The 23,026-nt window shown below is 56.0% G+C and carries 26 protein-coding genes and 3 pseudogenes; 19 read left to right on the top strand and 10 right to left on the bottom strand.

Annotation, left to right across the window (positions count from 1 at the left end; translation table 11 throughout):
* The first annotated feature begins 35 nt into the window (after positions 1-35).
* Positions 36-338 carry a hypothetical protein gene (locus ACP7E6_RS22925; protein ID WP_426232016.1) on the top strand — a complete coding sequence of 101 codons (303 nt, stop codon included), beginning with the start codon at positions 36-38 and terminating at the stop codon, positions 336-338.
* A gap of 249 nt (positions 339-587) precedes the next feature.
* On the opposite strand, the pseudogene ACP7E6_RS22920 reads toward ACP7E6_RS22925, so the two are convergent.
* A pseudogene (locus ACP7E6_RS22920) lies at positions 588-728 on the bottom strand (cold-shock protein); the annotation flags it as partial.
* 299 nt (positions 729-1,027) lie between these two features.
* Between ACP7E6_RS22920 and ACP7E6_RS22915 the strand changes: the two are divergent.
* Together ACP7E6_RS22915 and ACP7E6_RS22910 are read left to right on the top strand one after the other, a co-directional pair.
* Entirely contained in the window at positions 1,028-1,255 is a 228-nt protein-coding gene (locus ACP7E6_RS22915; protein WP_426232015.1) for a hypothetical protein, read from the top strand.
* Positions 1,256-1,365: 110 nt separating this feature from the next.
* Positions 1,366-1,605 carry a helix-turn-helix domain-containing protein gene (locus tag ACP7E6_RS22910; protein ID WP_426232014.1) on the top strand — a complete coding sequence of 80 codons (240 nt, stop codon included), beginning with the start codon at positions 1,366-1,368 and terminating at the stop codon, positions 1,603-1,605.
* A gap of 156 nt (positions 1,606-1,761) precedes the next feature.
* Here ACP7E6_RS22910 and ACP7E6_RS22905 read toward each other — a convergent pair whose 3' ends face one another.
* Positions 1,762-2,250: a cytochrome P460 family protein gene (locus ACP7E6_RS22905; RefSeq protein ID WP_426232125.1), complete on the bottom strand. Its 489-nt coding sequence runs from the start codon at positions 2,248-2,250 to the stop codon at positions 1,762-1,764.
* Between the two features lie 271 nt (positions 2,251-2,521).
* On the opposite strand from ACP7E6_RS22905, the gene ACP7E6_RS22900 reads away from it, so the two are divergent.
* Positions 2,522-2,923, top strand: a complete 402-nt coding sequence (locus tag ACP7E6_RS22900; RefSeq protein WP_426232013.1) for a hypothetical protein — start codon at positions 2,522-2,524, stop codon at positions 2,921-2,923.
* A gap of 19 nt (positions 2,924-2,942) precedes the next feature.
* Here the strand turns inward: ACP7E6_RS22900 and ACP7E6_RS22895 are convergent, their stop codons facing one another.
* Together ACP7E6_RS22895 and ACP7E6_RS22890 are read right to left on the bottom strand one after the other, a co-directional pair.
* Positions 2,943-3,269: a hypothetical protein gene (locus ACP7E6_RS22895; protein ID WP_426232012.1), complete on the bottom strand. Its 327-nt coding sequence runs from the start codon at positions 3,267-3,269 to the stop codon at positions 2,943-2,945.
* A gap of 133 nt (positions 3,270-3,402) precedes the next feature.
* A complete protein-coding gene (locus tag ACP7E6_RS22890; protein WP_426232011.1) occupies positions 3,403-4,764 on the bottom strand; it encodes a cyclic nucleotide-binding domain-containing protein in 1,362 nt (453 codons plus the stop codon).
* A 607-nt stretch (positions 4,765-5,371) separates the two neighbouring features.
* Between ACP7E6_RS22890 and ACP7E6_RS22885 the strand changes: the two genes are divergently transcribed.
* From ACP7E6_RS22885 to ACP7E6_RS22830, 12 genes are all read left to right on the top strand, one after another.
* A complete protein-coding gene (locus ACP7E6_RS22885; RefSeq protein ID WP_426232010.1) occupies positions 5,372-6,301 on the top strand; it encodes a hypothetical protein in 930 nt (309 codons plus the stop codon).
* Positions 6,279-6,536 carry a hypothetical protein gene (locus ACP7E6_RS22880; RefSeq protein WP_426232009.1) on the top strand — a complete coding sequence of 86 codons (258 nt, stop codon included), beginning with the start codon at positions 6,279-6,281 and terminating at the stop codon, positions 6,534-6,536. The genes ACP7E6_RS22885 and ACP7E6_RS22880 overlap by 23 nt, the downstream gene beginning before the upstream one ends.
* Positions 6,537-6,741: 205 nt before the next feature.
* A complete protein-coding gene (locus tag ACP7E6_RS22875) occupies positions 6,742-7,893 on the top strand; it encodes a radical SAM protein (protein WP_426232008.1) in 1,152 nt (383 codons plus the stop codon).
* 98 nt (positions 7,894-7,991) lie between these two features.
* A complete protein-coding gene (locus ACP7E6_RS22870; RefSeq protein WP_426232007.1) occupies positions 7,992-8,423 on the top strand; it encodes a hypothetical protein in 432 nt (143 codons plus the stop codon).
* Positions 8,424-8,698: 275 nt separating this feature from the next.
* Positions 8,699-8,977 (top strand): hypothetical protein, encoded by a 279-nt coding sequence (locus tag ACP7E6_RS22865; RefSeq protein ID WP_426232006.1) that lies wholly within the window; start codon positions 8,699-8,701, stop codon positions 8,975-8,977.
* Positions 8,978-9,277: 300 nt separating this feature from the next.
* Entirely contained in the window at positions 9,278-9,568 is a 291-nt protein-coding gene (locus ACP7E6_RS22860; RefSeq protein ID WP_426232005.1) for a peptidoglycan-binding protein, read from the top strand.
* Positions 9,569-9,760: 192 nt separating this feature from the next.
* On the top strand, positions 9,761-10,153 hold the full coding sequence (locus ACP7E6_RS22855; protein ID WP_426232004.1) for a DUF305 domain-containing protein: 393 nt from the start codon (positions 9,761-9,763) through the stop codon (positions 10,151-10,153).
* Entirely contained in the window at positions 10,150-11,523 is a 1,374-nt protein-coding gene (locus ACP7E6_RS22850; RefSeq protein WP_426232003.1) for a YncE family protein, read from the top strand. Before ACP7E6_RS22855 ends, ACP7E6_RS22850 begins: the two co-directional genes overlap by 4 nt.
* A 561-nt stretch (positions 11,524-12,084) precedes the next feature.
* A complete protein-coding gene (locus ACP7E6_RS22845; protein ID WP_426232002.1) occupies positions 12,085-12,261 on the top strand; it encodes an ATP-binding protein in 177 nt (58 codons plus the stop codon).
* A complete protein-coding gene (locus ACP7E6_RS22840; RefSeq protein WP_426232001.1) occupies positions 12,261-12,914 on the top strand; it encodes a response regulator transcription factor in 654 nt (217 codons plus the stop codon). The genes ACP7E6_RS22845 and ACP7E6_RS22840 overlap by 1 nt, the downstream gene beginning before the upstream one ends.
* Positions 12,915-12,948: 34 nt before the next feature.
* On the top strand, positions 12,949-13,323 hold the full coding sequence (locus tag ACP7E6_RS22835) for a response regulator transcription factor (RefSeq protein ID WP_426232000.1): 375 nt from the start codon (positions 12,949-12,951) through the stop codon (positions 13,321-13,323).
* 163 nt (positions 13,324-13,486) lie between these two features.
* Entirely contained in the window at positions 13,487-13,885 is a 399-nt protein-coding gene (locus ACP7E6_RS22830; protein WP_426231999.1) for a DUF6130 family protein, read from the top strand.
* A 303-nt stretch (positions 13,886-14,188) separates the two neighbouring features.
* Here the strand turns inward: ACP7E6_RS22830 and ACP7E6_RS22825 are convergent.
* From ACP7E6_RS22825 to ACP7E6_RS22800, 6 genes and pseudogenes are all read right to left on the bottom strand, one after another.
* Positions 14,189-16,172, bottom strand: a pseudogene (locus tag ACP7E6_RS22825) (efflux RND transporter permease subunit); the annotation flags it as partial.
* A gap of 4 nt (positions 16,173-16,176) precedes the next feature.
* Positions 16,177-16,491: pseudogene (locus tag ACP7E6_RS22820) on the bottom strand (biotin/lipoyl-binding protein); the annotation flags it as partial.
* Between the two features lie 189 nt (positions 16,492-16,680).
* The gene (locus tag ACP7E6_RS22815; protein ID WP_426231998.1) at positions 16,681-17,229 is read right to left on the bottom strand and encodes a carboxymuconolactone decarboxylase family protein; all 549 of its coding nucleotides are present in this window, start codon (positions 17,227-17,229) and stop codon (positions 16,681-16,683) included.
* A 46-nt stretch (positions 17,230-17,275) separates the two neighbouring features.
* Positions 17,276-18,223 carry a helix-turn-helix domain-containing protein gene (locus ACP7E6_RS22810; protein WP_426231997.1) on the bottom strand — a complete coding sequence of 316 codons (948 nt, stop codon included), beginning with the start codon at positions 18,221-18,223 and terminating at the stop codon, positions 17,276-17,278.
* 40 nt (positions 18,224-18,263) lie between these two features.
* Positions 18,264-19,031 carry an alpha/beta fold hydrolase gene (locus ACP7E6_RS22805; protein ID WP_426231996.1) on the bottom strand — a complete coding sequence of 256 codons (768 nt, stop codon included), beginning with the start codon at positions 19,029-19,031 and terminating at the stop codon, positions 18,264-18,266.
* Between the two features lie 235 nt (positions 19,032-19,266).
* On the bottom strand, positions 19,267-20,100 hold the full coding sequence (locus ACP7E6_RS22800) for a response regulator (protein ID WP_426231995.1): 834 nt from the start codon (positions 20,098-20,100) through the stop codon (positions 19,267-19,269).
* A 524-nt stretch (positions 20,101-20,624) separates the two neighbouring features.
* On the opposite strand from ACP7E6_RS22800, the gene ACP7E6_RS22795 reads away from it, so the two are divergent.
* The 3 genes from ACP7E6_RS22795 to ACP7E6_RS22785 all read left to right on the top strand — a co-directional run bounded on the left by ACP7E6_RS22795 (position 20,625) and on the right by ACP7E6_RS22785 (position 22,799).
* Positions 20,625-21,593, top strand: coding sequence for an MBL fold metallo-hydrolase (locus ACP7E6_RS22795; protein WP_426231994.1), 969 nt, complete (start codon positions 20,625-20,627; stop codon positions 21,591-21,593).
* Positions 21,594-21,629: 36 nt separating this feature from the next.
* Positions 21,630-22,043, top strand: a complete 414-nt coding sequence (locus ACP7E6_RS22790) for a DUF302 domain-containing protein (RefSeq protein ID WP_426231993.1) — start codon at positions 21,630-21,632, stop codon at positions 22,041-22,043.
* A gap of 135 nt (positions 22,044-22,178) precedes the next feature.
* A complete protein-coding gene (locus tag ACP7E6_RS22785; protein WP_426231992.1) occupies positions 22,179-22,799 on the top strand; it encodes a glutathione S-transferase family protein in 621 nt (206 codons plus the stop codon).
* Positions 22,800-23,026: the final 227 nt, after the last annotated feature.

The raw sequence follows: 23,026 nt of genomic DNA, 5'->3' as shown, positions 1-23,026 counted from the left end.
CGCCAAGTGGCGCCGATTTTCATAAAGGACATGTCATGATTGGGAAATTCGCTATCGCCGCACTGTCGCTGGTCGCCGCCGCTCAGGCCGCGCATGCTTCAAGCGGCAAGGCCTGGGACGCACTTTTTGCGAAGGTGAACGGGACTTGTATCGGTCAGTCGAGGATGGTTTCCCCAGAAGCTTCCGCGCCGATCGTGTTCGATGACGCGGCTGGCAAGGTCGCAGTCCTGCTTCGCGAGTCTGCAGGCAAAGGAAAGTCCAAAACGAATGTGATGTGCCTCTACGACAAAAAGACGGGTCGGGCGTCGATCGCTGAGTATCATTGGCTCGGTAACTAACCCAGCTTACGACTGCGCCGTTCATCATCGACGGCGCAGTCGGCAAACCTCATTTCACGAGAATGGTCACATGACAGTGGGACTTCATTCCCGTGACGAGGATCTGATCATCAAAGGCCACGAACCCACTTTCGCGTGCGCCGCCTTTTAAGGGCACAGAGGATCCAGCCCAAAGCTGGATTAAAATCAAACTTCGCGAACGTTCTCCGCTTTGGCTTTTCAAGTCCTTCGATCCTGGCCCACTTCTTAGCTCACCTTCTGTCCCTCCAGCAGGCAGCCGCCGCCTTGAAGGGCCGATACGTGAACAAACAAATCCTGACCTCCGTTTTCCGGTGTGATGAAACCGAAACCCTTATCATTGTTAAAGAACTTAACGGTACCTGTAGCCATTCGAAATCCCTTTGTTCTGTGGGGGCGCGTCGGCAAGTCGAGACAGGCCTTTGCTAGCCAGGCAGCTCGCTAAAAGCGCTTACTCTTGCATCAGATGCCCAGCAGCTGTGCACTGGGGTCATGGTCCGCCGATTGTATAAGGCAATGACCGCTCCCATATCCGCTATCAGTAAACACCTTCACGGAAATGTTGCGGCGAACATCCAGCAATCTGCTGTACGAGGTCGCGCGCGTAGGAGCCTTGGATGCATACGATACCGAAAAGTTTGAGCGAGATGACGTCTAAGGAGCGAGCTAGCTTGGTGACCGTGGTCGTGCAGGCGTTGCGCTCGATGGCGGATGACGCCTTCGAGAACGGCAATGCGCCGTTGGCAGCGAACGCTGTGTCCATCGCATACTCGATCATCGGATGTTCGACGGAGCGCTCCGATACGCATGTCGAAGCCGCAAGTCTGCTGTTGGAGCAGGGAATGCATTTCATGCAGGCATACGAGCACCCTGCTTCGGATCGCAAGCTGTTCCACTAAAGAATGTTGGAAGCCTTGATAGACGGTCATGGGACGCCGCGAACCGAGTTTCGACCCGGCCGTCTAAATTGAGCCTGTCGGCTCACAACCAAATATACGAAGGACATCCCATGACCATGTCCATTAGTAATCTGAAGGCTTTCTCACCTGCCAAGACAGTGCAGGGAGAAGCTGGTCAAATTGTCAGGCGCGCGCGCGAAGCACTCGGCTACTCGGTTGACGACCTTGCTGAGACTTGCGGTCTGACGACGCAAGAAATCGACACAATCGAACTCGGTGCAGACGCCGATCCTGTACGGCTTCGCCGCGTGGCAGCCGCTCTGCAGATCGATCAGTCGATTTTTGAGTGAACCAAAGGGACAGAGCGGCGGCAAAGATTGGATGCCGCCCTCGCACTCTGTTGCCGCCCGCGAAAAAAACCGCTCGACGCCGCCACCCTTCATGGATCGGGTCAAATCTCGGAATCTCCATATGACAGTGCCAGTGCATCGAGAGGACTGCGCAGTTCATGGCGAATAATGGCTGAAGACTAGATCGTCGTCGGACTTAAGCTTGGTGTGACAGGTGAAACAGGAGTTCATAAGCTCCTTGCTGGGATTGGCATGCCCATTTTCGAACTGCCCATAGCCCCAACCTCCAGTCGATGCGTACCTGGTTGAATCCTTGACGCTTATCTGAACATTGGTGGCGGCGCCCGCCACAAACGACTGGGGTTGTGGAAAAACGGCGTTGTTTCGTGGGGAGGATTCGTAGCGGTACGCCAGTCGCGCAATCACCGTTCCGTCCGGAAACGGGCGCGTCCCGTCCCGGAACGCTTTCAGCGCGATGTCATTTCCCAGTATCGCGCGTATATCGTTGTTTTTACCGGCTTCGTGCGCGACCGTTATCACCTCCCACTTTCGGTATCCGTCGGGCAGTCTGACTCCGAAGATGGGTGAACTGGAGGCGCCATCATCTGCGATGGCAATCGAGAGCGAAATCAAAACCGCTAGCATTCCCAATGACAAAGGCCATGCGTAGTTGACTTTCATTGCTCTCTCCCGCGCTTTCCGATTGGGACTGCGCTTCTGGGCGGGCTCCTTCGATGGAGCTCGTCGCAATCCGTGTGGCGGGATTGTAGGTCCAATACTATATTGTGCCGAGCGAGTTCGCGTGAGGTGGAGTTAAATTGAGCGAGCACCACTTACCCGCCAATTCTGGCCTGTTGGCGAAATCTCAACCTTAGAGAGATATGATGATAGCTAGTGATCGGATTTGGATTTGGAGATGTATCGACTGGGCTTCTTTTTGGTGTCATTTTTATCCATCGCCGGGCAAGACATGAGATCAACTTCCCACGCGCAGGACCTCCCAGTTCTTGCTGGTATGGCAACCCGCCCTGGTTCTTGCGAAAAACTGATTATGGCTGGTCGGAGTTTTTCAGAACACTGCAAGGGAAAAATCGTCCAGTCCATCTACACGACCGGGAGGACGGGATTTACAGTAGTCATCGGCGACGAGGGCGCTGTCGCGACCTTCAGCGCGATGGAAGGTGAAAGGCCAGACGCCGACAGTCAGTTGCAGAGCCTAGACAAGGCCATCTTCAATCTCGGGATTGAGGGGATCGATCCCAGTGTGCAAGAACTTTCCGGCAATTGTGCTACAGTAATCCTTACAAGGGACCAATGATCAATCAGTGCTGGGTCGCTCAGTCTGCGAATGTTGCCCTCGCGCCAAGATATTCGCGCGCCAGCTGTCGGATCGCATCAACCGCGACGCTCATGGGCCATCCTACGCTCTCCGCCCTTCCAGCAAGATGAATGAAGACCTCCGGCGTTTCAGGTCCGGCAGCAGCTTCCACGCTTACATCGGCTAGCAAAATGAGATCATTAAATGATGGTCGTATCGCTTCGACAGCCTTTTCTAAGTCGATGGGGCCATCAGGGCGAGCGATTGATTGCATGGGTGCCATGAGACGGTTCTCCTGGTTAAAACGGGGTTGACGGAGATCGCGGCTTTGAAAAGACTTGTTCATATATCGGTTCGGCGGCGGATCTTGGCAAGGACCCAAGGTTCCCCTCGTCGTTTTCGGGTCGCTATAGAGGTACCGCTTCTAATGAAGAAGCCGCCAAGAGTCGTTTCCCCTATTTGCCGTATGTGTAACAACTTCAGCTATGAGGTTTTTCTGACATCTTTCGCAGGAACCCCCGCAGTTTCGAAAGAAACATTTCTGGAGCATTGTGTTCGTCTTGGTGCCCAACTACGTCGGCACGCTGCATGAGTTGACCCCGTCGGGCCAACACTTCTAAGCTCTGAACGAGTTCCGGCTTCCGTGCGATTGCATCCGACACCGCCGCTTTGTCCAGCCTGTACGCAGTTACTGGAGTAAGTGCCGACGCCGTAGCGGCGTAAGGTCGCCCCGTGATCATGCCTATCGCACCCAGACTTCCACCCGGACCTAGTCGATAGATCACTCTGTCGCTCGCAACGCTAGGATCCGTGATCTGCACACTTCCTGATGCAATCATGAATATGGAGTGGGACTCATCGCCCTGCTTGATCAAAATTTCATCGGCCGCGAACCAGACCTCTTCCAGGTGCTCCGCCAGCAGCGCACGATCTTCAGCTGCGAGAATGCCGAACCAGTCCGATTCCTGAAGCAGGATGGTTGTGGTGGGGACTTCGGGACTTGTCACGCTTTGCGTGCCAGCAACTGCCAAAGAGATCCCCGCATGGCGAAGATGGTTTTGGACGTGGCCAAGCAACTCGGTACGCGCGTCAACGAATGCTTCGATACTCGGAATAGCAAAACTGATGTCGTAGGCGACGCCGTCACCCCGTAGTTCGCTTCGGGCCACCGAAGGCGGTGGCTTGTCAGCCAGCAGCGTGCACGTCTTGACCGCGGCGGTGAGGACGGACATGCATCGATCTGGTCGCTCGTTGGCCGCTAGCATGACTGTGATCGAAACCCCGCGGATGGTCGTCGGCAGACTGTGATTAACCAGACGAGCCTTTGCCATCACGTTATTTGGGACGATCGCTACATCTCGGTTGAGCGTTGCAATGTGGGTCGAGCGCCAGTTTACCTGCATGACGCGCCCTTCGATGCCACCTTCGACCCATATCAGATCGCCGACGCTGTATGGGCGCTCAATTCCCACCGCAATACCGGAGAACACGTCCGAGAGACTGCTTTGAAGTGCGAGCCCAAGTACGATGGCGATAACACCGGAGGTCGCCAACAGTCCGCCGATCGGTACGGAGAAGACCAGATCGATTATGGCGAACAAAGCAACTAGGTAAATGACTGCGGCCAGGAGGTCAGAAACGATGCGGCTCTCGCGTGGCTTGGTATCGAACACCACGAACAATCTTGTCAGGCCGATTGCACATTGGGCCGTCACGATCCACCAGCCAAATTCGATCACCTGTTGCCAGGCGCGTACATCGGGCTGCTGTAGATCGTACTGGGGAGCTAAGGGAGAGCCGAGGGCCTTGTGCACGAAGAATGTCAGCACGACGAACGCCATCACGCGCCATGCTGCCCGTGTCCAGAGCGCCCAGCGCGATATGAGCCAAGGAACTACGGCTGTCGCGAGTAGTAACAGGGTTGAGCCAACGAGAGCGGCGTCGGTGCTTAAAATCATCGTGATCCGCCCGTTGATGGCTCCGCAATGCCCACCGCGAGCACGGTCACATCCGGAGGCATGTGTTGCATTCGACAAAGTGTTCACGATAACTCGCTAGGACCAGCAAAAGCCAGAGGCAAGAAAGCATCTCCCACGGCTTGCACCGCGTTTACCGATGACGAATTTTCGCCTTGCCGATCCCGCGCAACCCAATACGTTCTCGTTTGACGGGTCCGAATCAAGATTTCAATCATGAGTAACCTCTTTGCTGTGCGGGCGACACACGTGGGTGTGACGATCGTTTCGACTGTGCTGATTGGGGGAGTGCCGCAACCGCACAATCGCTCTCCGGCGTCACCATTGGCAGCGACAAAGGCGCTCTCAATCAACTCGGCGTCGCTCAGACCTCATCTCATGCCTGGGGCCACACTCCGCGGTGAATTTTGCATTGCCGGGCGGCAATGATCTTTCCGCTACGTTTCTACGGTCTAGCGGCAGGATCGTGTACTTGGAGACGGATTGGGGCGGACAAGGGGGCGGGGCGTATTCCGACTTCGAAGGTTTCAAGTATGGGGAAACTTCGCTTTCCGCAATCCGCATGCGGTTCGGTCATAACGGACTTATGTTCGACGCGAGGCCCCCCGTGTCATTGGCCGGTGACGGGGCACTCATTTTCTTCAACTACTACGAAATATCGGGAAAACGCCAGGTGGCGACGTTCGTGACGACGGTCACTGCCTCTGTCCTGGCCGAGCTTCAAGCGTCACATGGAAATGAAAAGCTCGGCGACTTCATAGCCCCTTATGCTAAACTCAGCGCTGTTATACTGGCCGAACAAGACTACGCGGACACGATTTGGGGCGCGAAGAAACCTTACGATTCTGGCTACGGGCCTATTAATTGGGGTGGCGAACCGTCCGGGATCAGTGGTCAGAACCGGCTCTCCAATGTTTCTCCTGACGATTATAGCGTGGAGGATATCTTCACGGGAAAGACAAAGCTTCCCGATTTCAAAGCGCGTGACGCAAAGTTCAACAGCTTCCGAACTCGTATCCGCAACGCTTTAAACGGGGGCCTAAACTTTGCCGGCGAATACTCTGTCGTTCAGATCGGGTGCGGGAAAGGATGCACATTCGTCGTCGTAGCGAGCAATCGCACGGGACAACCATTCAACTTCCCTCGCGGTGGCGAAGATAGCATGTACCTGAGCTTGAAGTATCAGCTTTCGAGCAGGCTCTTCACTACCCAATGGGCGTCCTACGACGAAAGCAATGCTACCTCGAATTCTTCGAGTTCGACCAAGGGAATTGGAAAGCGCTCTCCAAACGCTACGTCGGCCCACTGGAGGCGTGATACAAGACGATTGACGAAAATCTCAATTGACCTTCGGGCGACTTTAGCGCGGGAGGCGAAAAATGATGTTAAGAAATTCACGTAAAGTCTTGGTCGAGTTGGTGTTTTTGCCGTTTCTGGAAGATGCGCTCGCGCGTTTTGCGTATCTAAATCCCACAGTCCAGGTGGAAATCGGTCCCCCGATCACGCTTACGGGTCCCGCCGGTCTAGACCTTGCCGAAGCCGTGCGCGATTTCCAGTTCACACTTTGCCGACAGAAGATCTACGCAGAAACACAATCGGTTCGGAGTGCGCTGATCCATGGAGTGATGGGCCGATGAATGTATTCCCATTGAAATTCGGCCGGCTTTCAGATGGCAACCTTCTTTTCACGTACGATGCGGGCGGATATTTCAAGTCAGGCGAAGACTTTCTTGGGCGCTATGCGAGGGACAGGCTCGATGACCGCGATCATGAGTACTTGGCACAGAATGGTCACTCGTACCTTGGCGTCGACGACCCGTCCTTCAACGCGTTCATGTATCGGTGGGCAAACAGACTGTATGCTCCCGTTGGGCTCGACTACGTCATTCTCGTGCCGACCCGCGCTGCAATCTAGCCTGTGGCTATTGCCAGGTTTCCCGCGTCAACGAGAATACACCGGGATTTGATTGGGACGAGGCGACGCTCGAAGTCGTCCTGAAGTTTTTGGATAGCCTGACGACAAAGCGTCTTAAGGTGGAATTCCAAGGCGGAGAGCCCCTGTTACGGCTGGACTTGCTTGAAGGCGACCGTGCCTTTTGTCGTCAACGCTTCGAGCATGCCGAGTGTGTTGTCTGTACAAACCTGCAATTGCTCGGTCCCGCTGAATGGGATTTCATCTCTGCAGTCGACACTCACGTCAGCACCTCGCTCGACGCGGATAGAGAGATCCACAAGCACCAACGCACGGTCACCGACGTGCGAACCGAAGAATTTTTCCAAAATCTGCGCCGCGTCACTTCAGAACTTGGTTCTTCCAAGCTGTCGGCGTTACCCACACTGGACATCCGAAATCTGCCTGAACCTGTCTCGGTGATTGCAAGCTTCACTTCCCACGGCATGCGATCAATCTTTTTTGAGGCCCGTAAACTATCAAGGATTCGCGAGGAAGCAGTTTCAGGCGCTGAAGAGCGCGAAAAAGTGGAACGCCTATCATTCGTCTTCATCGACGCCGTCGTCGAGTACAATTGGACCGCACTCGAGCCGATCGAGGAGTACTATCTCGTTCACTGTCTTCGGCGCGTGCTGAGGGCAGGGCATAACAGACACTCCGATCTTCGAAACCCGAACATTCTTGGAGACAGCTACCTCGTTATCGACCACGACGGGGTGTTCCATCCTACCGACGAGGCGCGAATGGTCTCACGCATTGGACAGATTGATCTGTCGATGGGAAACCTGAGGACTGGATTGGATCGGAGCTTGTTGACCGCACTCAATCAGGCATATTGCGGCGTCGACCTCGTCGATGATCTTTCGCGCTACGGCCGGATCGATCTCCCCAAAAACCTCACGGACTTCTGTCAGCGCCATACCCATATTTTCGATAAGGTGTTCGAACTGATTTATTCAGAAGACCCGAAGGTGCAGAAATCTGTCGCGATATGGGCGGGCATGCCTGAGTTCGACACTGCGCTTGCGAAGGTGCACTCGTGATCGACTTGAGGCTTAAAATCGACCCCCTGCGACTTGTTGAGCCCCTTGTCGTAAGGCTCTGCAACGTTGGCGCAGCCGCAACTGATCATGACGCTGTCTTGATTGGACGTGAAGGCGAACTTCACGAATATGATTACTGTGGTTTCTCTCTGATCGTCCACTCGCCCCCAAACACCGAGATTGGCGGTGACGTGCTGCTCCTTCTGCCGGGTCAGGCGAGTGCACATCGTCTCACAAGGGCAGATTCCAGGCACAACACCTTACTCGTCACGGAGCAATGCGATCAGCTCTGCGTAATGTGCTCTCAGCCACCGCCGAAGAAACAGCATTCCGACCTCTTCGACCAATTCGCCACCGCGGTAACGCTCGCGCCGAATGATTCGTACGTCGGCATCTCAGGGGGCGAGCCGATGTTGCACAAGGAGCGGCTGTTTACATTCCTCGAGACGTCGGCCGCTCTGCGCCCCGATGTCCGCTTCCACATTCTGACCAATGGCAGCATTTCGAACCAGGCGACATCGCGCGGCTGAGTGAGATTGGCCTGGATCGAATCCTTTGGGGGATTCCTTTGTACGCCCGGACCGCCACCCTTCACGACGAAATCGTCGGCAAGCGAGGAGCTTTCGTGCGCCTTGAGGAAACGTTGTCGATGCTGATGCTCGCCGGCGCCTCAGTCGAATTGCGTACCGTTGTGATGCGGCAGAATTTCTCGGACTTGCCCGCACTCGCAAGGCATATTCATAACCGACTTCCGTTCATCTCCGTCTGAGCGCTGATGCAGTTAGAGCGAATTGGCTTTGGTCGCATGAACTGGGACACTAGCTTCATCGACACGTCGAAAGATTTCGATGCGTTAAAGTCGGCGGTTAACATCGCCATCACCCACGGAATTGAAGTCTCTCTTTACAATTTTCCGCTTTGCTCGGTGCCTGAGCCGTACAGGAGGTTGACGCCGTCCACCATTTCCGACTGGAAGAGAAAGTATCTTGACGTTTGTGAGACATGCAACTCGCGCGATGCTTGTGGTGGCTTCTTCGAGTGGTATAAGCATTCAGAGGGGTTTGGGGAGATTTCGCCTTTATGAAAACGCGGTTGTTTACGATTCCGACGCTGCTCGCGGCTGGCTTCATACCGAGTAAGCTCGACGCGGCGCCGATCAGCGCCATGATGTCGAAAAGCGATCTTTCGTTATCGATCTTCCAACGCCTCCAGCTACAGCACGTTTACACACTCGCTGGCCATCGCTCCCATTCCAGTCATCGGTCGCATTCGAGCCACCGATCTTTGGGCGGTGGCGGATATGTGGCGCGGACACCTCGATTTTACAGCTCCGAGCCAGTCCTACCAAAGGTCCCCACTTTACCGGGTGCAGCCGGACACGACCGTGACCACGCCGGGCTCAGCAGCCGGGATCATGGACCCAAGCTACTATCCCGCAGTCCCGTTGAAGCAGGAACGGAAGGTTCTTCCTGGCAATTCGGACAAATTCAGACAGATCGTTATCCAGGTGCAAAAGGCACTGAGCCTCTTTGGCTACTATGACGGCGTCATCGATGGAAAAATCGGACCCCAGTCTAAGGTGGCACTCGCCAAATTGCAGGAGGACTACGGTTTGAAGGTGACAGGCACCATCACGCCCGAGGTGTTAAATTCGCTGAACATCCGCGCCTACTGACGACGAATAAGTTTCGGCTGTCTGAATGATCAGCACTCTTGCCGATCAAGTACCCGTGCGGTGCAAATTGGCCGGACATTTCGGCTATCTACGCCGACAACTCACAGCGTCTCACGCCAGCTAATCCGATCTCCTTGGCGCTGTCAGTCTCAAGAATGCTAAACCGGCGTCGATATTCCGAAGGAAACCGACATGCGCCGCGTTCTTCCTGTCCTCGCCCTGCTTGCCTGCGCCACGCCAGCGGCTGGCGACCAAATAAACCATCATGCCCACGCCGGTTCGACAGACCAGCCACCTACGACGCCGTTTTCGATGTCGATGAGGCTCTCGATGTCGAAGATGCACTCCGCCATGATGTCTGCGCCACAGTCTGGAATTCCAGAACGTGACTTTCTGGAGCAGATGTTGCCACACCATCGAGGAGCCGTTGACATGGCGAAGGCTGTTCTGTTGGCCACGTCCGATATGGAGATCCGAAATCTAGCCCAGTCGATAGTCACCGAACAGGAATATGAGATTCAGCTCATGACTATCATGCTCGAGAAGATGTCAGCGCGGGTGTCTACCGAAGGGGCTGCGCGATGAACCGCTCGATCTTAATGTTGAGCGCGCTTCTCCTCGCGCAGGATGCGTCGGCCGATCCGAGCTCGAAAGACCGTGTCTACGCCGCAGATCAAAACAGCAACACCGTAAGCGTGGTTGATCCATCGACGAACCGGCTTCTCGGCTACATCAAGCTTGGTGATCCGCGGCCATACGTCCTCAGCGCCTTATACAAAGGGCAAGTCAACGTACATGGGCTCGGATTCTCACCCAATCACCGGACGATTGTCGTCGTATCGACCATTACAAATTCAGTCACCTTCGTTGATACCGCCACAAACCATGTGAAAGGGACCGCCTACATTGGTCGAAATCCCCACGAGGCATTCTTCACTCCGGATGGGAATGAGGTATGGGCGACGGTTCGTGGCGAAGATTACATATCGGTGATAGACGCATCGACCTACCTGGAAACCGCCCGAATTCCCACAACCTCTGGTCCGGGAATGGTCATGTTCTCGGTCGATGGAGAGCGGGCTGTGGTGTGCAATAGCTTCAACCCCGTCGTCGAAGTGTTCGACGTCAAGACCCGAAGACTTTTGAAATCGATTCCGGTCGTTTCGCCGTTCTCACCGTTCATCCAAGTGACGCCCGATGGACGGGAGGCGTGGCTTACCCACAAGGATGTCGGAAAGGTGACGAGGGTGGACCTCAAGTCCCTGACGGTGGCGGGCGTCATCGACACCGGCCCGATAACGAACCATTTGGCTTTTGCAAAAACAGCCGAGGGACTGAGAGCCTACGTCACGGTTGGAGGCGAAAATCTTGTCAAAGTCTATAGTGCTGATCAAGCGTCGGACCTGGTGACGACTATCGCAGTTGGCGCGCTGCCGCACGGCATCTGGGGTTCCGATGACGGTAGCAGGATCTTTCTTGCTCTCGAGAACGGAGACGGGGTCGATGTGGTGGAAACGGCCACCAATACAAAAATCGCCCACATACCTTCCGGGCAGGCACCTCAGGCCCTGATCTATGTCTCCAATGCCGTCCCTGAAGGCAACGGTCTGCAAAATCTGACCCCAAGGAAAGATGCCCCCGAAAACTCAACAGCACTTTTGAAATCTCAAGACGGCAGGGGCGGCAGAGGTTTGATCGTTTCCCGAAATCTCGGCTTGATCGACACCGTCGATGTAAGTGTCTACAATTTGCGGCCGGCGACCGATTACGAAGTCTTGTTCGACGGCAAACTTCCACCGGTAGCGGCGTTCACGACAGACGCCAAGGGGAACGCAGTGGCTAGCGCTCTCGGGCCGACCAGAAAAATCACACCGGCCTCGAACCAGGATACGAAAACGGTCGTGAGCGTCGTGGTTCCCGGTGACACGAGTCGGCCAGTCCTTCTTGGAGAATAAATGCCAACGCAGAAAGTGGGTTGGAGGCTGAATTCGTACCATTTCGATAAACAAAGCGAACTCGCTGTGGTTTTCTCAGGTTGGGGCTCCGGACGCACTTCTATGGCTGGTTGCGGAATCGATTTCTAAGCAAGGCCGCAATGGACGACTTCTCGAAGGCTGCCACGCCGGACCAGCCGTCTGTCACGACATTGAGAGGCGAGCTCCCAACCCATCTTGACGCTCGTTTATGGACCGGTTTTGCGCTCGGTGACCACACTTCCAGCGATGGGCGTGATCCGCGGCGGAAACGGATTGGAACTGTTTTCCGGGGCCGAAGACGGTCTGGAGCCAAGCTGCGCAGCCGCCAAATCGAGGCACGCCTATTTCTCGGTACGCCGATGAGATCTGTCAGTTGCGAAAGATTCCTACTCCAGCAGGTGCTTTCAAAAATTATGCTGACCGCCGCTGAGGCGATCTCCTGTGTGGAATGCCCCCGCAAAATCTGCTTGGTAACGCAAGAAAATCAACGTGGACATGTTAATGTGCGCTTAGAAGACTACGGCCTCAGACAAGACCCTGTTGCTTTCGACCAGGTTTTTGAAGCATTCTACTCCACCAAAACCCGATGGCACGGGGATGGGTCTCGCAATATGCCGATCGATCGTAGAAGTGCACGGCGGCAAGATCATTGCACATCCCGGACCGTCGGGAGGAGCCGTCTTCGAGCTGACGATACCATGTGCAAGGGGGCATTGATGAACAACGCGTCTGAGACAACTGCACCGCAAGTTGTCGTCATCGAAGACGACGTAGGCGTTCGGGAATCGCTTGTCGGGCTCCTGCGCTCAATGAAATTCAGCGTCTCGGCCTTCTCATCCACCTCGGAGTTTTCCTCAAAAGGCAAGCTGGACGAGGTCGGCTGTATGATTTTGGATGTCCGGCTGCCTGGTCAAAGCGGGATCGAGTTTTACGAAGAGGCCCGTTCCAAAGGGTTCCAAAGGCCGGTCATCTTTATGAGCGGCCACGCCGACGTTCCGATTGCCGTTCGGGCGATGAAGGCCGGAGCCGTCGAATTTCTTACCAAGCCGGTGCGCGAACAAGATCTCCTTGACGCGATCCACGCTGCTCTGAAACGCGATACGCGCTCCTCTCGGATGGAGCAGGCGGCGTCAGATGCTCGAGCGGGATTCGAATCGTTGACGAAGCGAGAGCAGGAGGTGCTAGTTCGGGTTGTCGAGGGTCAGCGCAACAAGCAGATTTCTGCGGCTTTGGGAATAACAGAAGCTACCGTGAAGTTGCACCGCGGTAACGTCATGCAGAAAATGCACGCGCAAACGCTGCCGCAACTGGTGCGTCATTTTGATTTGTTGGATTTCGGCGATCAGGTAGCAATTTCCTCATCGGTGTAGCCTTACGTCAACAGATTGGATTAAAGGATCTAGGATGGTCGGGACCACGAAGTCATCGCTCGTCGCCTGCGTGGAGGATGACGAGCCTGTTCGGGACGCTCTACGAGGCCTTCTGCGCGCATCCGGGATCGACGTTGCTGCCTTTTCTTCAGCAGAAGATTTCCTTGAGTCCGAGGAGCTTCAGAAAACAGCTTGTCTTGTCACGGACATCCAGCTCGGCGGGATTTCTGGTCTTGATCTGCTCGAAAGACTATCGGGAAGCTCACGCATTCCCACGATCCTTATAACCGCACATTCCGACGTCGCCGCTGGCGATCGGGCCAGGAACTCCGGCGCGATAAGCATCTTCTTGAAGCCTGTAAGTCCGACCGCCTTACTGCGGGCGATTCAGGCCGCCTTGTCGTCCTAGCGCGGACGACGCGAAGGCCCCGTGGAAGCGGCGGACCAACGACAATCAACGGCGCCTCACGGCATCTCGCTGGAACCGAAGCCCAATCAATACGATCATGCGTGCCAGACCAACGAAGCGAGAAAACCGTCTCCGTCATCGAGGCCTTATTTCGGAGGTTGTCATGACGAACTCAGTCGATGTCACCTTTCGGTCCGCCATGTATTTTAAAGGACCGTCCCCCCTTGTCGCGATCGGCGACGAACCGGCTCCTCGATTGATCGTGGACCCGCCGTTGCCTGGCCCACTTGCCCGCGGGCATGTGTTCATACAGTACCGAACCGAAAACATCAGGATCGTTCCGGTGTTCGGGGAAGGGGCTCTCGACGTGTCACCACGAGTTGGTCACCTTCATATAACCGTCGACGACCTTCCGTGGCACTTCGTCGATGCAAGTGGCGAAACACTGATCGTGGTCGGACTGGCCGCCGGCAACCACAGAATCTTGGTTCAGTTGGCGGACCCGATTCACCGTGTACTCACGGAAACGTCCGTCGCATTCGTCGTCCCGGACATGGGCTAAGCCTCACCGCTACAAGGTGATCGCTAGCGGAATCCTCGCCGCAACATGACGCGCCCAGGCAGCGATCTCCTGGAAGAGGTCCTCGCACTCATAACGTCGCAAGGACCTCTTTCTTCCCAAAAAATGCTAGGCAAACCCGCAATGATGTAGCGACTTCAGCAGTCGCTAATCATTGCGGATAAAACACGTCCGCACCAATCACGGCCTCAAAGTCTAGCCAACGGTTGCAAAGCTCCGTGTGAAGCCGCTTTCGAAGCTTGGTCCGAGAACCGGACCTGGCTCGCGGACTTCTCCCAATTTTTTTCAAACGCTGCGTTGCGCCCCAACCCCAACGGCAATTATCGGTCCTTTTCGCATCGAGCGCAGTACAACATAGAAAACAGGCGTCAGAAACAATCCGAAGACCGTCACGCCAAGCATCCCCGAGAACACCGCCGTCCCCAAAGACTGCCTCATCTCGGCGCCTGGTCCGGTGGCCAAAGCAAGCGGGAGGACGCCAAAGATGAAGGCGAACGCCGTCATGAGGATCGGGCGCAGACGAAGGTGACTTGCCTCGACCGCAGCGTCAACGACTGACTTGCCGTCTTCTTCCGCCTGCCGGGCAAACTCCACGATCAAGATCGCGTTCTTTGCGGCCAATCCGATCAGAACGATCAAACCGATTTGCGTCAACACGTTATTGTCCATTCCCCGGAGTGATACCCCGATCAAGGCAGCGAGCACGGCGAGGGGAACGATCAGGATGATTGCCAAGGGCAGCACCCAGCTTTCGTACTGAGCGGCGAGCGCCAGGAAGACAAATATGACCGAAAGCGCAAAGATGTAGACCCCGGCATTTCCTGTCCGGGTTTCCTGATAGGCAAGTTCGGTCCATTCGAACGAGACGCCGGGCGTCAGTATCTTGGCGGCGATAGACTCCATTTTCTTGATAGCGGTACCAGTCGAGGTGCCGGGAGTTGGGTTTCCTTGAAGCGGAACGGAGACATACATATTGTAGCGTTGGACAAGAGTGGGGCCGCTTGTATCTTGGATCCATCAGCGTCCCGAGCGGGACCAAGGCGCCCTTTGCCGATCGCACCTTCAGTGCCAACATGGCATCCTTGTCCATCCGAAACTGTCGATCAGCTTGAGCCCTTACTTGATAAACTCTTCCGAAAGCATTGAAGTCATTCACGTATGATGTTCCAAGGTTGATCGACAACGCGCTGAAGACGTTGGTGACTGGAACGTTTAGGTAGCGGGCTTTGTCTCGGTCGACTGCCAAGTAGTATTCGGGGCTGGAATTCGAGAATGTGGTGAAGACGCCAGTCAAGCCTTCGGTGGATGCGGCCTCCGCCATCATCTCGCGGGCGAGCCCTAGCGCTCTCGTCATGTCGGAGTTCTCTTCATCGAGGATCTGCATCTTGAAGCCGCCGGCGTTTCCGACGCCGCGCACCGAAGGGGGCGGGATCGCAATGATGAAGGCTTCCTCGATTTCCTGAACCTTCTCGTTAAGCTCTGCGATGATCTTGTTTGCCGTAGCGCCGATTGGCTCGCGCTCCTTGAACGACTTAAACGGCGTAAACACCAATCCCGAGTTTGACGCTGCGGTAAACGTTGCACCGCTGAAGCCGGGAAACTGGATGGCATTGCGAACTCCGGGCACCGCTTTGGCGATTGCACCGACCTTCTTTACGACTTCGTCGGTGCGGGCGAGGGACGCGCCGTCCGGCAACTGGATGACGAGGATCGCATAGCCTTGATCCATGACGGGGACGAATCCCGAAGGAACGATCGTCGTCATGAACCACGTCGCGACAAGTAGTGACGCGAAGACGATCAACGCCGCAGTGCGGCCGATCCAGCCCCCGACGAGCTTGCGAATGATCCATGAGTAGCCGTTGCTGACCTTGTCGAAACCCGTGTTGAACCCGTTTGCCAGAACCGCGCCGGCCCGGCTCGCGATGTTCCTCGGCTCCCTTATACTATCGTGGCTTCGGAGAAGGATGCCAGCGAGAGCGGGTGACAGCGTAAGCGAGTTCAACGCCGAGATCGCCGTGGTCACGGAGATGGTGACTGCGAACTGATTGTAAAATTGACCTGAAATGCCCGGAATGAACGCCGTCGGCGCGAAGACCGCGATCAGCACCAGCGAGATGGCGACCACTGCTGTCCCTACTTCGCCCATGGTAACGTGAGATGCCTCCTTGGGCGTCATGCCGCGCGCCAGGTTTCTCTCGACGTTTTCCACCACTACGATGGCGTCGTCGACGACGATGCCGATTGCGAGGACAAGTCCGAACAGCGTCGACTTCGAGGGCCGAAGTCGCCTCGTTGTAGGCGCTAAGGTACGGTCGTTGGTCGATGACAAAGAGGAGGTCGCCCCTGTTTACCAACGCGCCGTCTTCGAAGTGGATCTCCTGAAGATAACCTCCAATGCGGGACCTGACGGTCACTTGCTCGACCGCGTCGAAGCGTCCAATAAACTCGTCGTTGTCGACGACGTCTCGCACCACGGGTTTTGCAACAGTAACCCAGGGGGGCGTGTTCTGGGCATTGCCGGGAGCGATCAAGGCTAGAAGCAGGGGGCCTCCAACACTCAGGGTCCGAAGCAAGGAAGTCCTCATGTTCATCTCCATCGGGGGTACGCCGGTCGGTTTGACTTCCCGTCGCAAATGAAGATTTTTCAGGCCCGATTTTGTGAACGAGAAGTGCAGCGGGCGGGTCCGCGTGCCCGAGGAGAGACGACCGACATTCACAGGCTTGGGCCGCACTAGGCAGGCATGCGGATATTGTCCGCTTGTCGACGACTTCCTTCAGTTGGCGTGGTGGTCCACCTTCGGGAAATCGACTTCGGTTTTGAAAACCTCGTTCATGTAGTTGGTGAACGTGTTAGCGGCGACATGGGCAACGATCTCGAGCAATTCGCCGTCGTCAAATCCGGCCGCCCTCATCGTCTGGAGCTCTTCCTCCGTGACGCTCCCGCGCTCCTCCGCCACCTTGACGGCGAACTTCACGGCGGCGTTCGCTCTGGCGTCCGAGGAGCCCCCCCGACGAGCTGCTGCAATCTCGTCGATGCTGAGTTTCGCGACGTGCGTTCCGGTGTAAGTGTGTGCGGCGAGGCAGTATCCGCAACCGTTTTTCTGGGCTATCGCCAGTGCGATCCGCTCTCGGATCTTCTTGTCGAGCTTACCTTTTCCGAGCGCACCGCTCAGCGAGGCGTAGGCTTCAAGGACGGCCGGACTGTTCGCCATCATCCTGAAAATGTTCGGGACGCTGCCCATCTGTTTCTTTATGGCTTCGAGTGTGGGCCTGGCAGCCTCCGGCGCGGCTTCGATGGACGGGTGAAGTGGGATGCGTGTCATACTGGACTCCTTGGGAAAAAGCCGGTCTTGCGGCGCCTGCGTTCTCTCAGTGCATGTCGTGGCGTAACTGCCCGCCAGTGTCTGGTGGAATATCGCGAACTGCACTCTGTCGGTATTGCAGGTAGAGAATAGAGGAAGCCGGCAGACCGCGACGGGCGTCCCGCCATCTACGCGGCGTGGCCATCGTCATCTTCTTGAAGACCGTCGTAAAATGCGGCTGGTTCTGGAAGCCACATTGAAGCGCGATATCGACGAGCGGAAGATCGGTCTCATGCAGAAGCTTTGCCGCGGACTGGATGCGAAGGCGGAGCAGGAACTCATGCGCACTCATGGAGGTGGCCGCTTTGAAGGTCGCGGCAAAATGCGTTCTTGAGAACCCTGCGACGTCGGCAAGCTCTTCGAGAGTGACGCGCCGGTCTAAACGCGCTTCTGCATAGCGCTTGACGCGGTTTAGCCGCCATGCCGAAAGGGGGTGGACGCGTGGAAGCTCCTGGTAGCGATCAAATGCGACGCTTGAGAAGTTCTGCGTGAGTTCGCTTCGGCGTACGACAGAACTCTCGAGGATCTCACCCATGATCTCTAACAGCCTTGGATCCCGGATGTTGAATCGTCCGCCCACCACTTCGCCGGGCCACCGGTGGCGCTCGTGCAAAAACGTCAGGACGTAAAGACAGGCGTCGGACTGCAACTCGACCGATATGGGATCGGGGCCCTCGACAAAGGCCACGCTGTCTTCGATCATGACGCCGTGGTAGAGAAGCCGTCCCTTTTGCTCGAGGCGTAGTTCGGAGTCGCGCGCGGCCAGTACGAATGTTCCGGCACCCGATGCGAGCGAGGTCGTGATGGAAAGGTTGCCGTTCTCGCGGGTGAGTTTCGCGAGGAAGATGTTAGGGTCAGCGACTTTGAGGTGTTCGACGTGAAGGCTCTCTTCGAACGTCTCGAACACGTCACCCGCCGTACCCAAGCTCACCTTGATGGCGCTATTGGTCTGCATTGGATGCTCCATGATTTCAGAGGCGTGGCACGAGCGAGCGCTATTCGTCGCCAGCGGCTCGCTCAATCATTGCGGAGACCAGATCCGGGTGCGAAATCATCACGACATGCGAGGCGCCTTTTACCGCGACGGTCTCTTTCGAGCCGGCGCGTTTTGCCATGAATGCGTGGAGCGTCGGAGGGATGTTCTTATCCTCCGTTCCGAAAATGAACCGTGAGGGAAGGCTTTTCCAGGCGGGGCTGCTCGAAGGATCTTCGAAGGCCTCGGCGGCGATTGGCCGCTGTTCAACGCCCATCACTTCGGCTTTCGATTGCGGGACGTCGGCGGCGAACTGCTTCCAAAATTTGCTCTGGAGAATGTATAGGTCGTGCTTTCCGTCGGGCTGCAATACCGGAGGAGCGAGGGTTTCACCCAACGTGCTGCCGGGAAACTTCTTTCCCAGAGCGCTTACGCTTTCACCGTCTTCGGGCGCAAGTCCAGCCACATAGACGAGGGATTTCACGTTCTTGCCTTCGACGTCGGTGATTACAGACCCGCCATAGGAATGCCCTACGAGTACGACCGGACCGTCGATCGTTTTAACGACGGTCGATACGTAGTCTGCGTCGTACTTCAGCCCGCGCAATGGGTTGGCGACCGCGATCACGGGGTACCCGTCTTTGAGAAGCTTCGCGACGACCCCGCCCCAACTTGCAGATTCGGCGAATGCACCATGCACAAGGACAACCGTCGGCTTTGACGCGGCCAGTGCCGATTGGCTGAGAAGCAATGCGCCGACCACCGCCGAAATGGAGAGTATTTTGTTCATGGAGAGTAACCTCGTTTGGCCCTGGACTGCTTTCCGAAGGGGCTGGTTTCGCTTCCATGAACCTACAGTGCGAATACTCGGACATGTTGTGAGATGTCGAGATGTGGCGTGAGTTGTGGTGGGTGGGAATTCCTTGAGCAGTATGCATCACACGCGTAGCGGGATTCAGCTATTTCGACAGAGAAACGCGCACCCGGAGGCACGCGTTTGTTCGGCTAGACTGATATCAACGATACTAATAAACGGCCCCCTCTGACCTGCCGATTGCGATATTGACGGCAGTAAGCAAATCCTGATAGCGCACCGGCTTTGTTAAAAACTCAAGTGCGCCCGCTTTCATTGCCTGGACACACATTTGCACGTCGGCGTGACCGCTTATGAATATGATTGGATAAGATAGCCCCTTTCTCTGGAGCTCGGCCTGAAATTCCAGACCGCTCGTGCCGGGCAGGCAAACGTCGAGGATGATGCAAGATGGCGCTTGTGGCAAAGTGCTCTCTTCAAAACTCCGGACAGAAGAATATGAGGTTACGTCCAGTCCCACGGAACGCAGCAGGCTTGAAATCGCGTCGCGGACCCCTTCATCGTCCTCAATAAGCACGATCGCCGAGGCCGTCGCCGGCTTAACGGTTGTGAACGATGGATCAAGAGAAATTGCGTCAGAAGGAACGAGGTCGTCCTGGGAGCCTTCGCGGACCAGCATGTATCCCCTGCGAACGACAGTTTTCACTATTTCTCCGTTATCGCCCAGAGCTCTTCGGAGCGATCCAACTTGGAAGCGAAGGTTGCATTCTTCGACGACCATTGACGGCCAGACCTCGTTGAAGATCTCGATCTTTGTGACGATCCCACCATTCGACTTCAAGAGGACCATGAGAAGATCGAAAGCTCTTCCGCCGATTTCCCTTGGCTTTCCATCCATCAAAAGCTGTCTTGAATGCGGGATTGCGCAGAAACGACCGAAACGAATTGCGTCGCCTCCGATCTCGCCTATCGTCGCCAAGTGCACTGACGTCGATCCGTCCGCTGGTTGGAGATCGTCGATCGCTGAAGACATCTGGACTTGCATGGCTCACTCCCCGTCGGCTGCCAAGTTCCGTCGTATTGATTTAGGTGACTCCGTATCCTCCTCCGCGACGCGCGGAAGACGAGTTCCCGTGATGCGATTTTAAGCAATCGTAATGAAGCGGGGGGAGCTATTCAATTCGACTTACGTAAGAACATGCGCAAATACGGCGATGAAAAACTAGACCAAGGTCTAGGTCGCGAAGCGCTTGGGCATAAAAATGGAAGGTGCCTCACGGCATCTCACTTCGCCTTACGACAACTAGCTCGCTCCCAAGAGTGGATATCGGTACCAGTAAGGCAAGGCCATCAGCGGTTTACAAGGCTACAAAGACTGTAAGATGAGGGAGAGGGTGCTGCCATAGATTAAGGCGCAGTATTTCTTCTTTTTCATTCAGCTTTGACGATGGCAAGCGGCAACGTCCTCGACTGATAAGTCAGCCGATCAGGTCGAGGCGGCCGCCACGCGGGCCTCCCCTGCGTGGCGGCACTCATTCATCAACGCTCGTTCAACAGATGGAGCCTCACATGACAAAACATTCGAACGCTCTCTCCCGACGTGGATTCTGCTTGTGCTGCCTCGGCGCTGCGACATTCGCGACGACCGGCGGATGGTTGACTCCGCGCGAAGTGTTTGCCGCGGCGGAAAGCCAGGTCAATATTATCCGCCGGGCGGCGGTGACAGCGGACATCACGACCACGAAGCTGAGGGGCGGCGTCTCCGTGCTGACGGGTTCCGGAGGAAACGTCGGCGTCATCGCAGGGAAGGACGGCAAGCTTCTTGTCGACGCCGGCATAACGGCCACCCGTACACGTATCGAGAAGGCCCTTTCCGACATTGGTCCGGAGCCGATCACCCACCTTGTCAACACACATTGGCATTTCGACCACACCGATGGAAACGAGTGGCTGAACTCCGAGGGTGCTGCGATCTTGGCCCATCCAAACACCCTCAAGCACCTTGCCTCAGCGGTACGTGTAGACGACTGGAATTTTGATTTTCCTCCGTCGCCGAAAAGCGCGTTGCCAACGCAAATTATGAAGAACGACAAGGAGATGCTGAGGCACAACGGGCAATCGATCGCGTTGAAATACTACGGCCCAGCCCACACCGACAGCGACATCTCCGTTTTCTTCGAAGAGTCCAATATCATCCACGTAGGCGACACGCTGTGGAACGGCATTTATCCGTTTATCGACTACTCGACCGGCGGCAGCATCGACGGGCAGATCAATGCCGCCGAGGCCGACATTAAGATGATTGACAAGGAAACCATCGTCATTCCTGGCCACGGCGACATCGGCAACAGGCAGGATCTGATCGTCTGGCGGGATATGCTCGTTGGCGCAAGAGAAAACGTCGCCAAGCTGAAAAAGGATGGACGTACGGTCGAGGAGACCATCGCGGCCAATCCGACCGAAAAGTGGGATGCGAAATTCGGGCAGTGGGTCATCCCGCCAGCGCTGTTTACGCGCTGTGTATACGAGGGCGTTTAAGCCGGAAGGCGACCCGAGCCACTGAGGAGTTCGCACATGCACTCGAAACCGATCGAACATCGTACGACGCATACTTTCGACGACACCTTGTCGGCGATCATGATGGCCATCAACAAGGCAGGCCTGACGATCTTTGCCGAGATCGACCATGCGAAGGTAGCTCGGGAGAACGGTATGGCGATGCCGGAGACCCGTGTTCTCATATATGGAAATCCCAAGGCGGGGACGCCCGTCATGCTCGATACGCCTCTATCCGCATTGGACTTGCCATTGCGGATCCTCGTTCGCGAGCTCCCAGGGGGCAGATCTGCGATAGCGTTCCACTCGCTGTCAGAAGAACTGGGAGCGCTAGGCGTGAAGGAACGCGACGCCGGCCGTCTTGACGAGGTCCAACAGATGATTGCCAAAGCGGTCGATTACTTCCGGGTATCCGCGACCGCTGTAAAATAAGGGTTTTCGCCCGACGTTCTCGAAAGACCGGTTCAACTCTGGCAGCGACAATCACGTCGAACGATGAGTTCGACTTAAGGTGAGCCACCCCGAAAACTTGCGGTCATATATCCAACAAGTCGTTTAGGAGATGAGATGCGCCTCTACCACCACCCAATATCCGGCCATTCTCATCGTGTTCTCCTGTTCCTTGCACTGTTGAAGGAACCAGTCGAGCTGATTGAAGTGGACATTCTCTGCGGAGAGCAGAAGACGAAGGAATTCCTGGAACTCAACAAATTCGGCCAGGTGCCAGTGCTCGATGACGACGGAATCGTTGTGGCCGATTCAAACAGCATACTTGTCTATCTCGCAATGAAGCTGAAGAGGCACGACTGGCTTCCCGCCGATCCTTTGAGGGCGGCTGAGGTGCAACGATGGCTCTCTGTCGCTGCGGGCGAACTCGCCTACGGCCCGGCAGCGGCGCGCCGGATTAAGCTGGTCGGCGACAGGGCGGTCTCCGACGAGATAATGCGGCGATCGCAGGCATTGCTGGCCGTCCTCGACAATGAGCTCGGGAGCCTCGACTGGCTCGTGGCCGATCGTCCGACGTTGGCTGACGTGGCGCTCTACAGCTATGTCGCACGCGCCCCCGAAGGCAACATAGATCTGACTGACTATCCGTATGTGCAAGCGTGGCTTTATAGGATCGAATCCCTCGAAGGTTTCGTGCCGTTTGTGAAGACGCCGATCAATCTGACAGCAGCATACGCCTGAGCCAGCCTCATGTTGAGGATGAGACCGGCGGCAAGTCACTTGCCGACGAAGAACCGTTGTCGCCATTTCGCTTACTTTGAGAATGAACAGAAACGCATAACGGCTTGGGATTGGAGAATAAAATGACATCTGAACTGGCCTTACCCCTTACCCGACGCGATGCGCTCATTGCGGGGTCGGCTGCTGCACTCGCTCTTGCTGTCGCCCCATCGGCGAAGGCTGCGACC

The sequence above is a fragment of the Pararhizobium sp. DWP3-4 genome, assembly GCF_049898205.1.
Taxonomy (GTDB): Bacteria; Pseudomonadota; Alphaproteobacteria; order Rhizobiales; family Rhizobiaceae; genus Pararhizobium.
Note: the sequence above shows the minus strand (reverse complement) of the source record. Positions and strands in the feature narration are given on the sequence as shown.

What these genes read in the sequence shown, in the direction of transcription:
- ACP7E6_RS22925 (WP_426232016.1), top strand. Translation starts at nt 36, where the DNA reads ATGATTGGGAAATTCGCTATCGCCGCACTGTCGCTGGTCGCCGCCGCT.
- ACP7E6_RS22910 (WP_426232014.1), top strand. Translation starts at nt 1,366, where the DNA reads ATGACCATGTCCATTAGTAATCTGAAGGCTTTCTCACCTGCCAAGACA.
- ACP7E6_RS22905 (WP_426232125.1), bottom strand. Translation starts at nt 2,250, where the DNA reads ATGCTAGCGGTTTTGATTTCGCTCTCGATTGCCATCGCAGATGATGGC.
- ACP7E6_RS22900 (WP_426232013.1), top strand. Translation starts at nt 2,522, where the DNA reads ATGTATCGACTGGGCTTCTTTTTGGTGTCATTTTTATCCATCGCCGGG.
- ACP7E6_RS22895 (WP_426232012.1), bottom strand. Translation starts at nt 3,269, where the DNA reads ATGAACAAGTCTTTTCAAAGCCGCGATCTCCGTCAACCCCGTTTTAAC.
- ACP7E6_RS22890 (WP_426232011.1), bottom strand. Translation starts at nt 4,764, where the DNA reads ATGGCGTTCGTCGTGCTGACATTCTTCGTGCACAAGGCCCTCGGCTCT.
- ACP7E6_RS22880 (WP_426232009.1), top strand. Translation starts at nt 6,279, where the DNA reads ATGATGTTAAGAAATTCACGTAAAGTCTTGGTCGAGTTGGTGTTTTTG.
- ACP7E6_RS22865 (WP_426232006.1), top strand. Translation starts at nt 8,699, where the DNA reads ATGAACTGGGACACTAGCTTCATCGACACGTCGAAAGATTTCGATGCG.
- ACP7E6_RS22855 (WP_426232004.1), top strand. Translation starts at nt 9,761, where the DNA reads ATGCGCCGCGTTCTTCCTGTCCTCGCCCTGCTTGCCTGCGCCACGCCA.
- ACP7E6_RS22850 (WP_426232003.1), top strand. Translation starts at nt 10,150, where the DNA reads ATGAACCGCTCGATCTTAATGTTGAGCGCGCTTCTCCTCGCGCAGGAT.
- ACP7E6_RS22840 (WP_426232001.1), top strand. Translation starts at nt 12,261, where the DNA reads ATGAACAACGCGTCTGAGACAACTGCACCGCAAGTTGTCGTCATCGAA.
- ACP7E6_RS22835 (WP_426232000.1), top strand. Translation starts at nt 12,949, where the DNA reads ATGGTCGGGACCACGAAGTCATCGCTCGTCGCCTGCGTGGAGGATGAC.
- ACP7E6_RS22830 (WP_426231999.1), top strand. Translation starts at nt 13,487, where the DNA reads ATGACGAACTCAGTCGATGTCACCTTTCGGTCCGCCATGTATTTTAAA.
- ACP7E6_RS22815 (WP_426231998.1), bottom strand. Translation starts at nt 17,229, where the DNA reads ATGACACGCATCCCACTTCACCCGTCCATCGAAGCCGCGCCGGAGGCT.
- ACP7E6_RS22810 (WP_426231997.1), bottom strand. Translation starts at nt 18,223, where the DNA reads ATGCAGACCAATAGCGCCATCAAGGTGAGCTTGGGTACGGCGGGTGAC.
- ACP7E6_RS22805 (WP_426231996.1), bottom strand. Translation starts at nt 19,031, where the DNA reads ATGAACAAAATACTCTCCATTTCGGCGGTGGTCGGCGCATTGCTTCTC.
- ACP7E6_RS22800 (WP_426231995.1), bottom strand. Translation starts at nt 20,100, where the DNA reads ATGCAAGTCCAGATGTCTTCAGCGATCGACGATCTCCAACCAGCGGAC.
- ACP7E6_RS22795 (WP_426231994.1), top strand. Translation starts at nt 20,625, where the DNA reads ATGACAAAACATTCGAACGCTCTCTCCCGACGTGGATTCTGCTTGTGC.
- ACP7E6_RS22790 (WP_426231993.1), top strand. Translation starts at nt 21,630, where the DNA reads ATGCACTCGAAACCGATCGAACATCGTACGACGCATACTTTCGACGAC.
- ACP7E6_RS22785 (WP_426231992.1), top strand. Translation starts at nt 22,179, where the DNA reads ATGCGCCTCTACCACCACCCAATATCCGGCCATTCTCATCGTGTTCTC.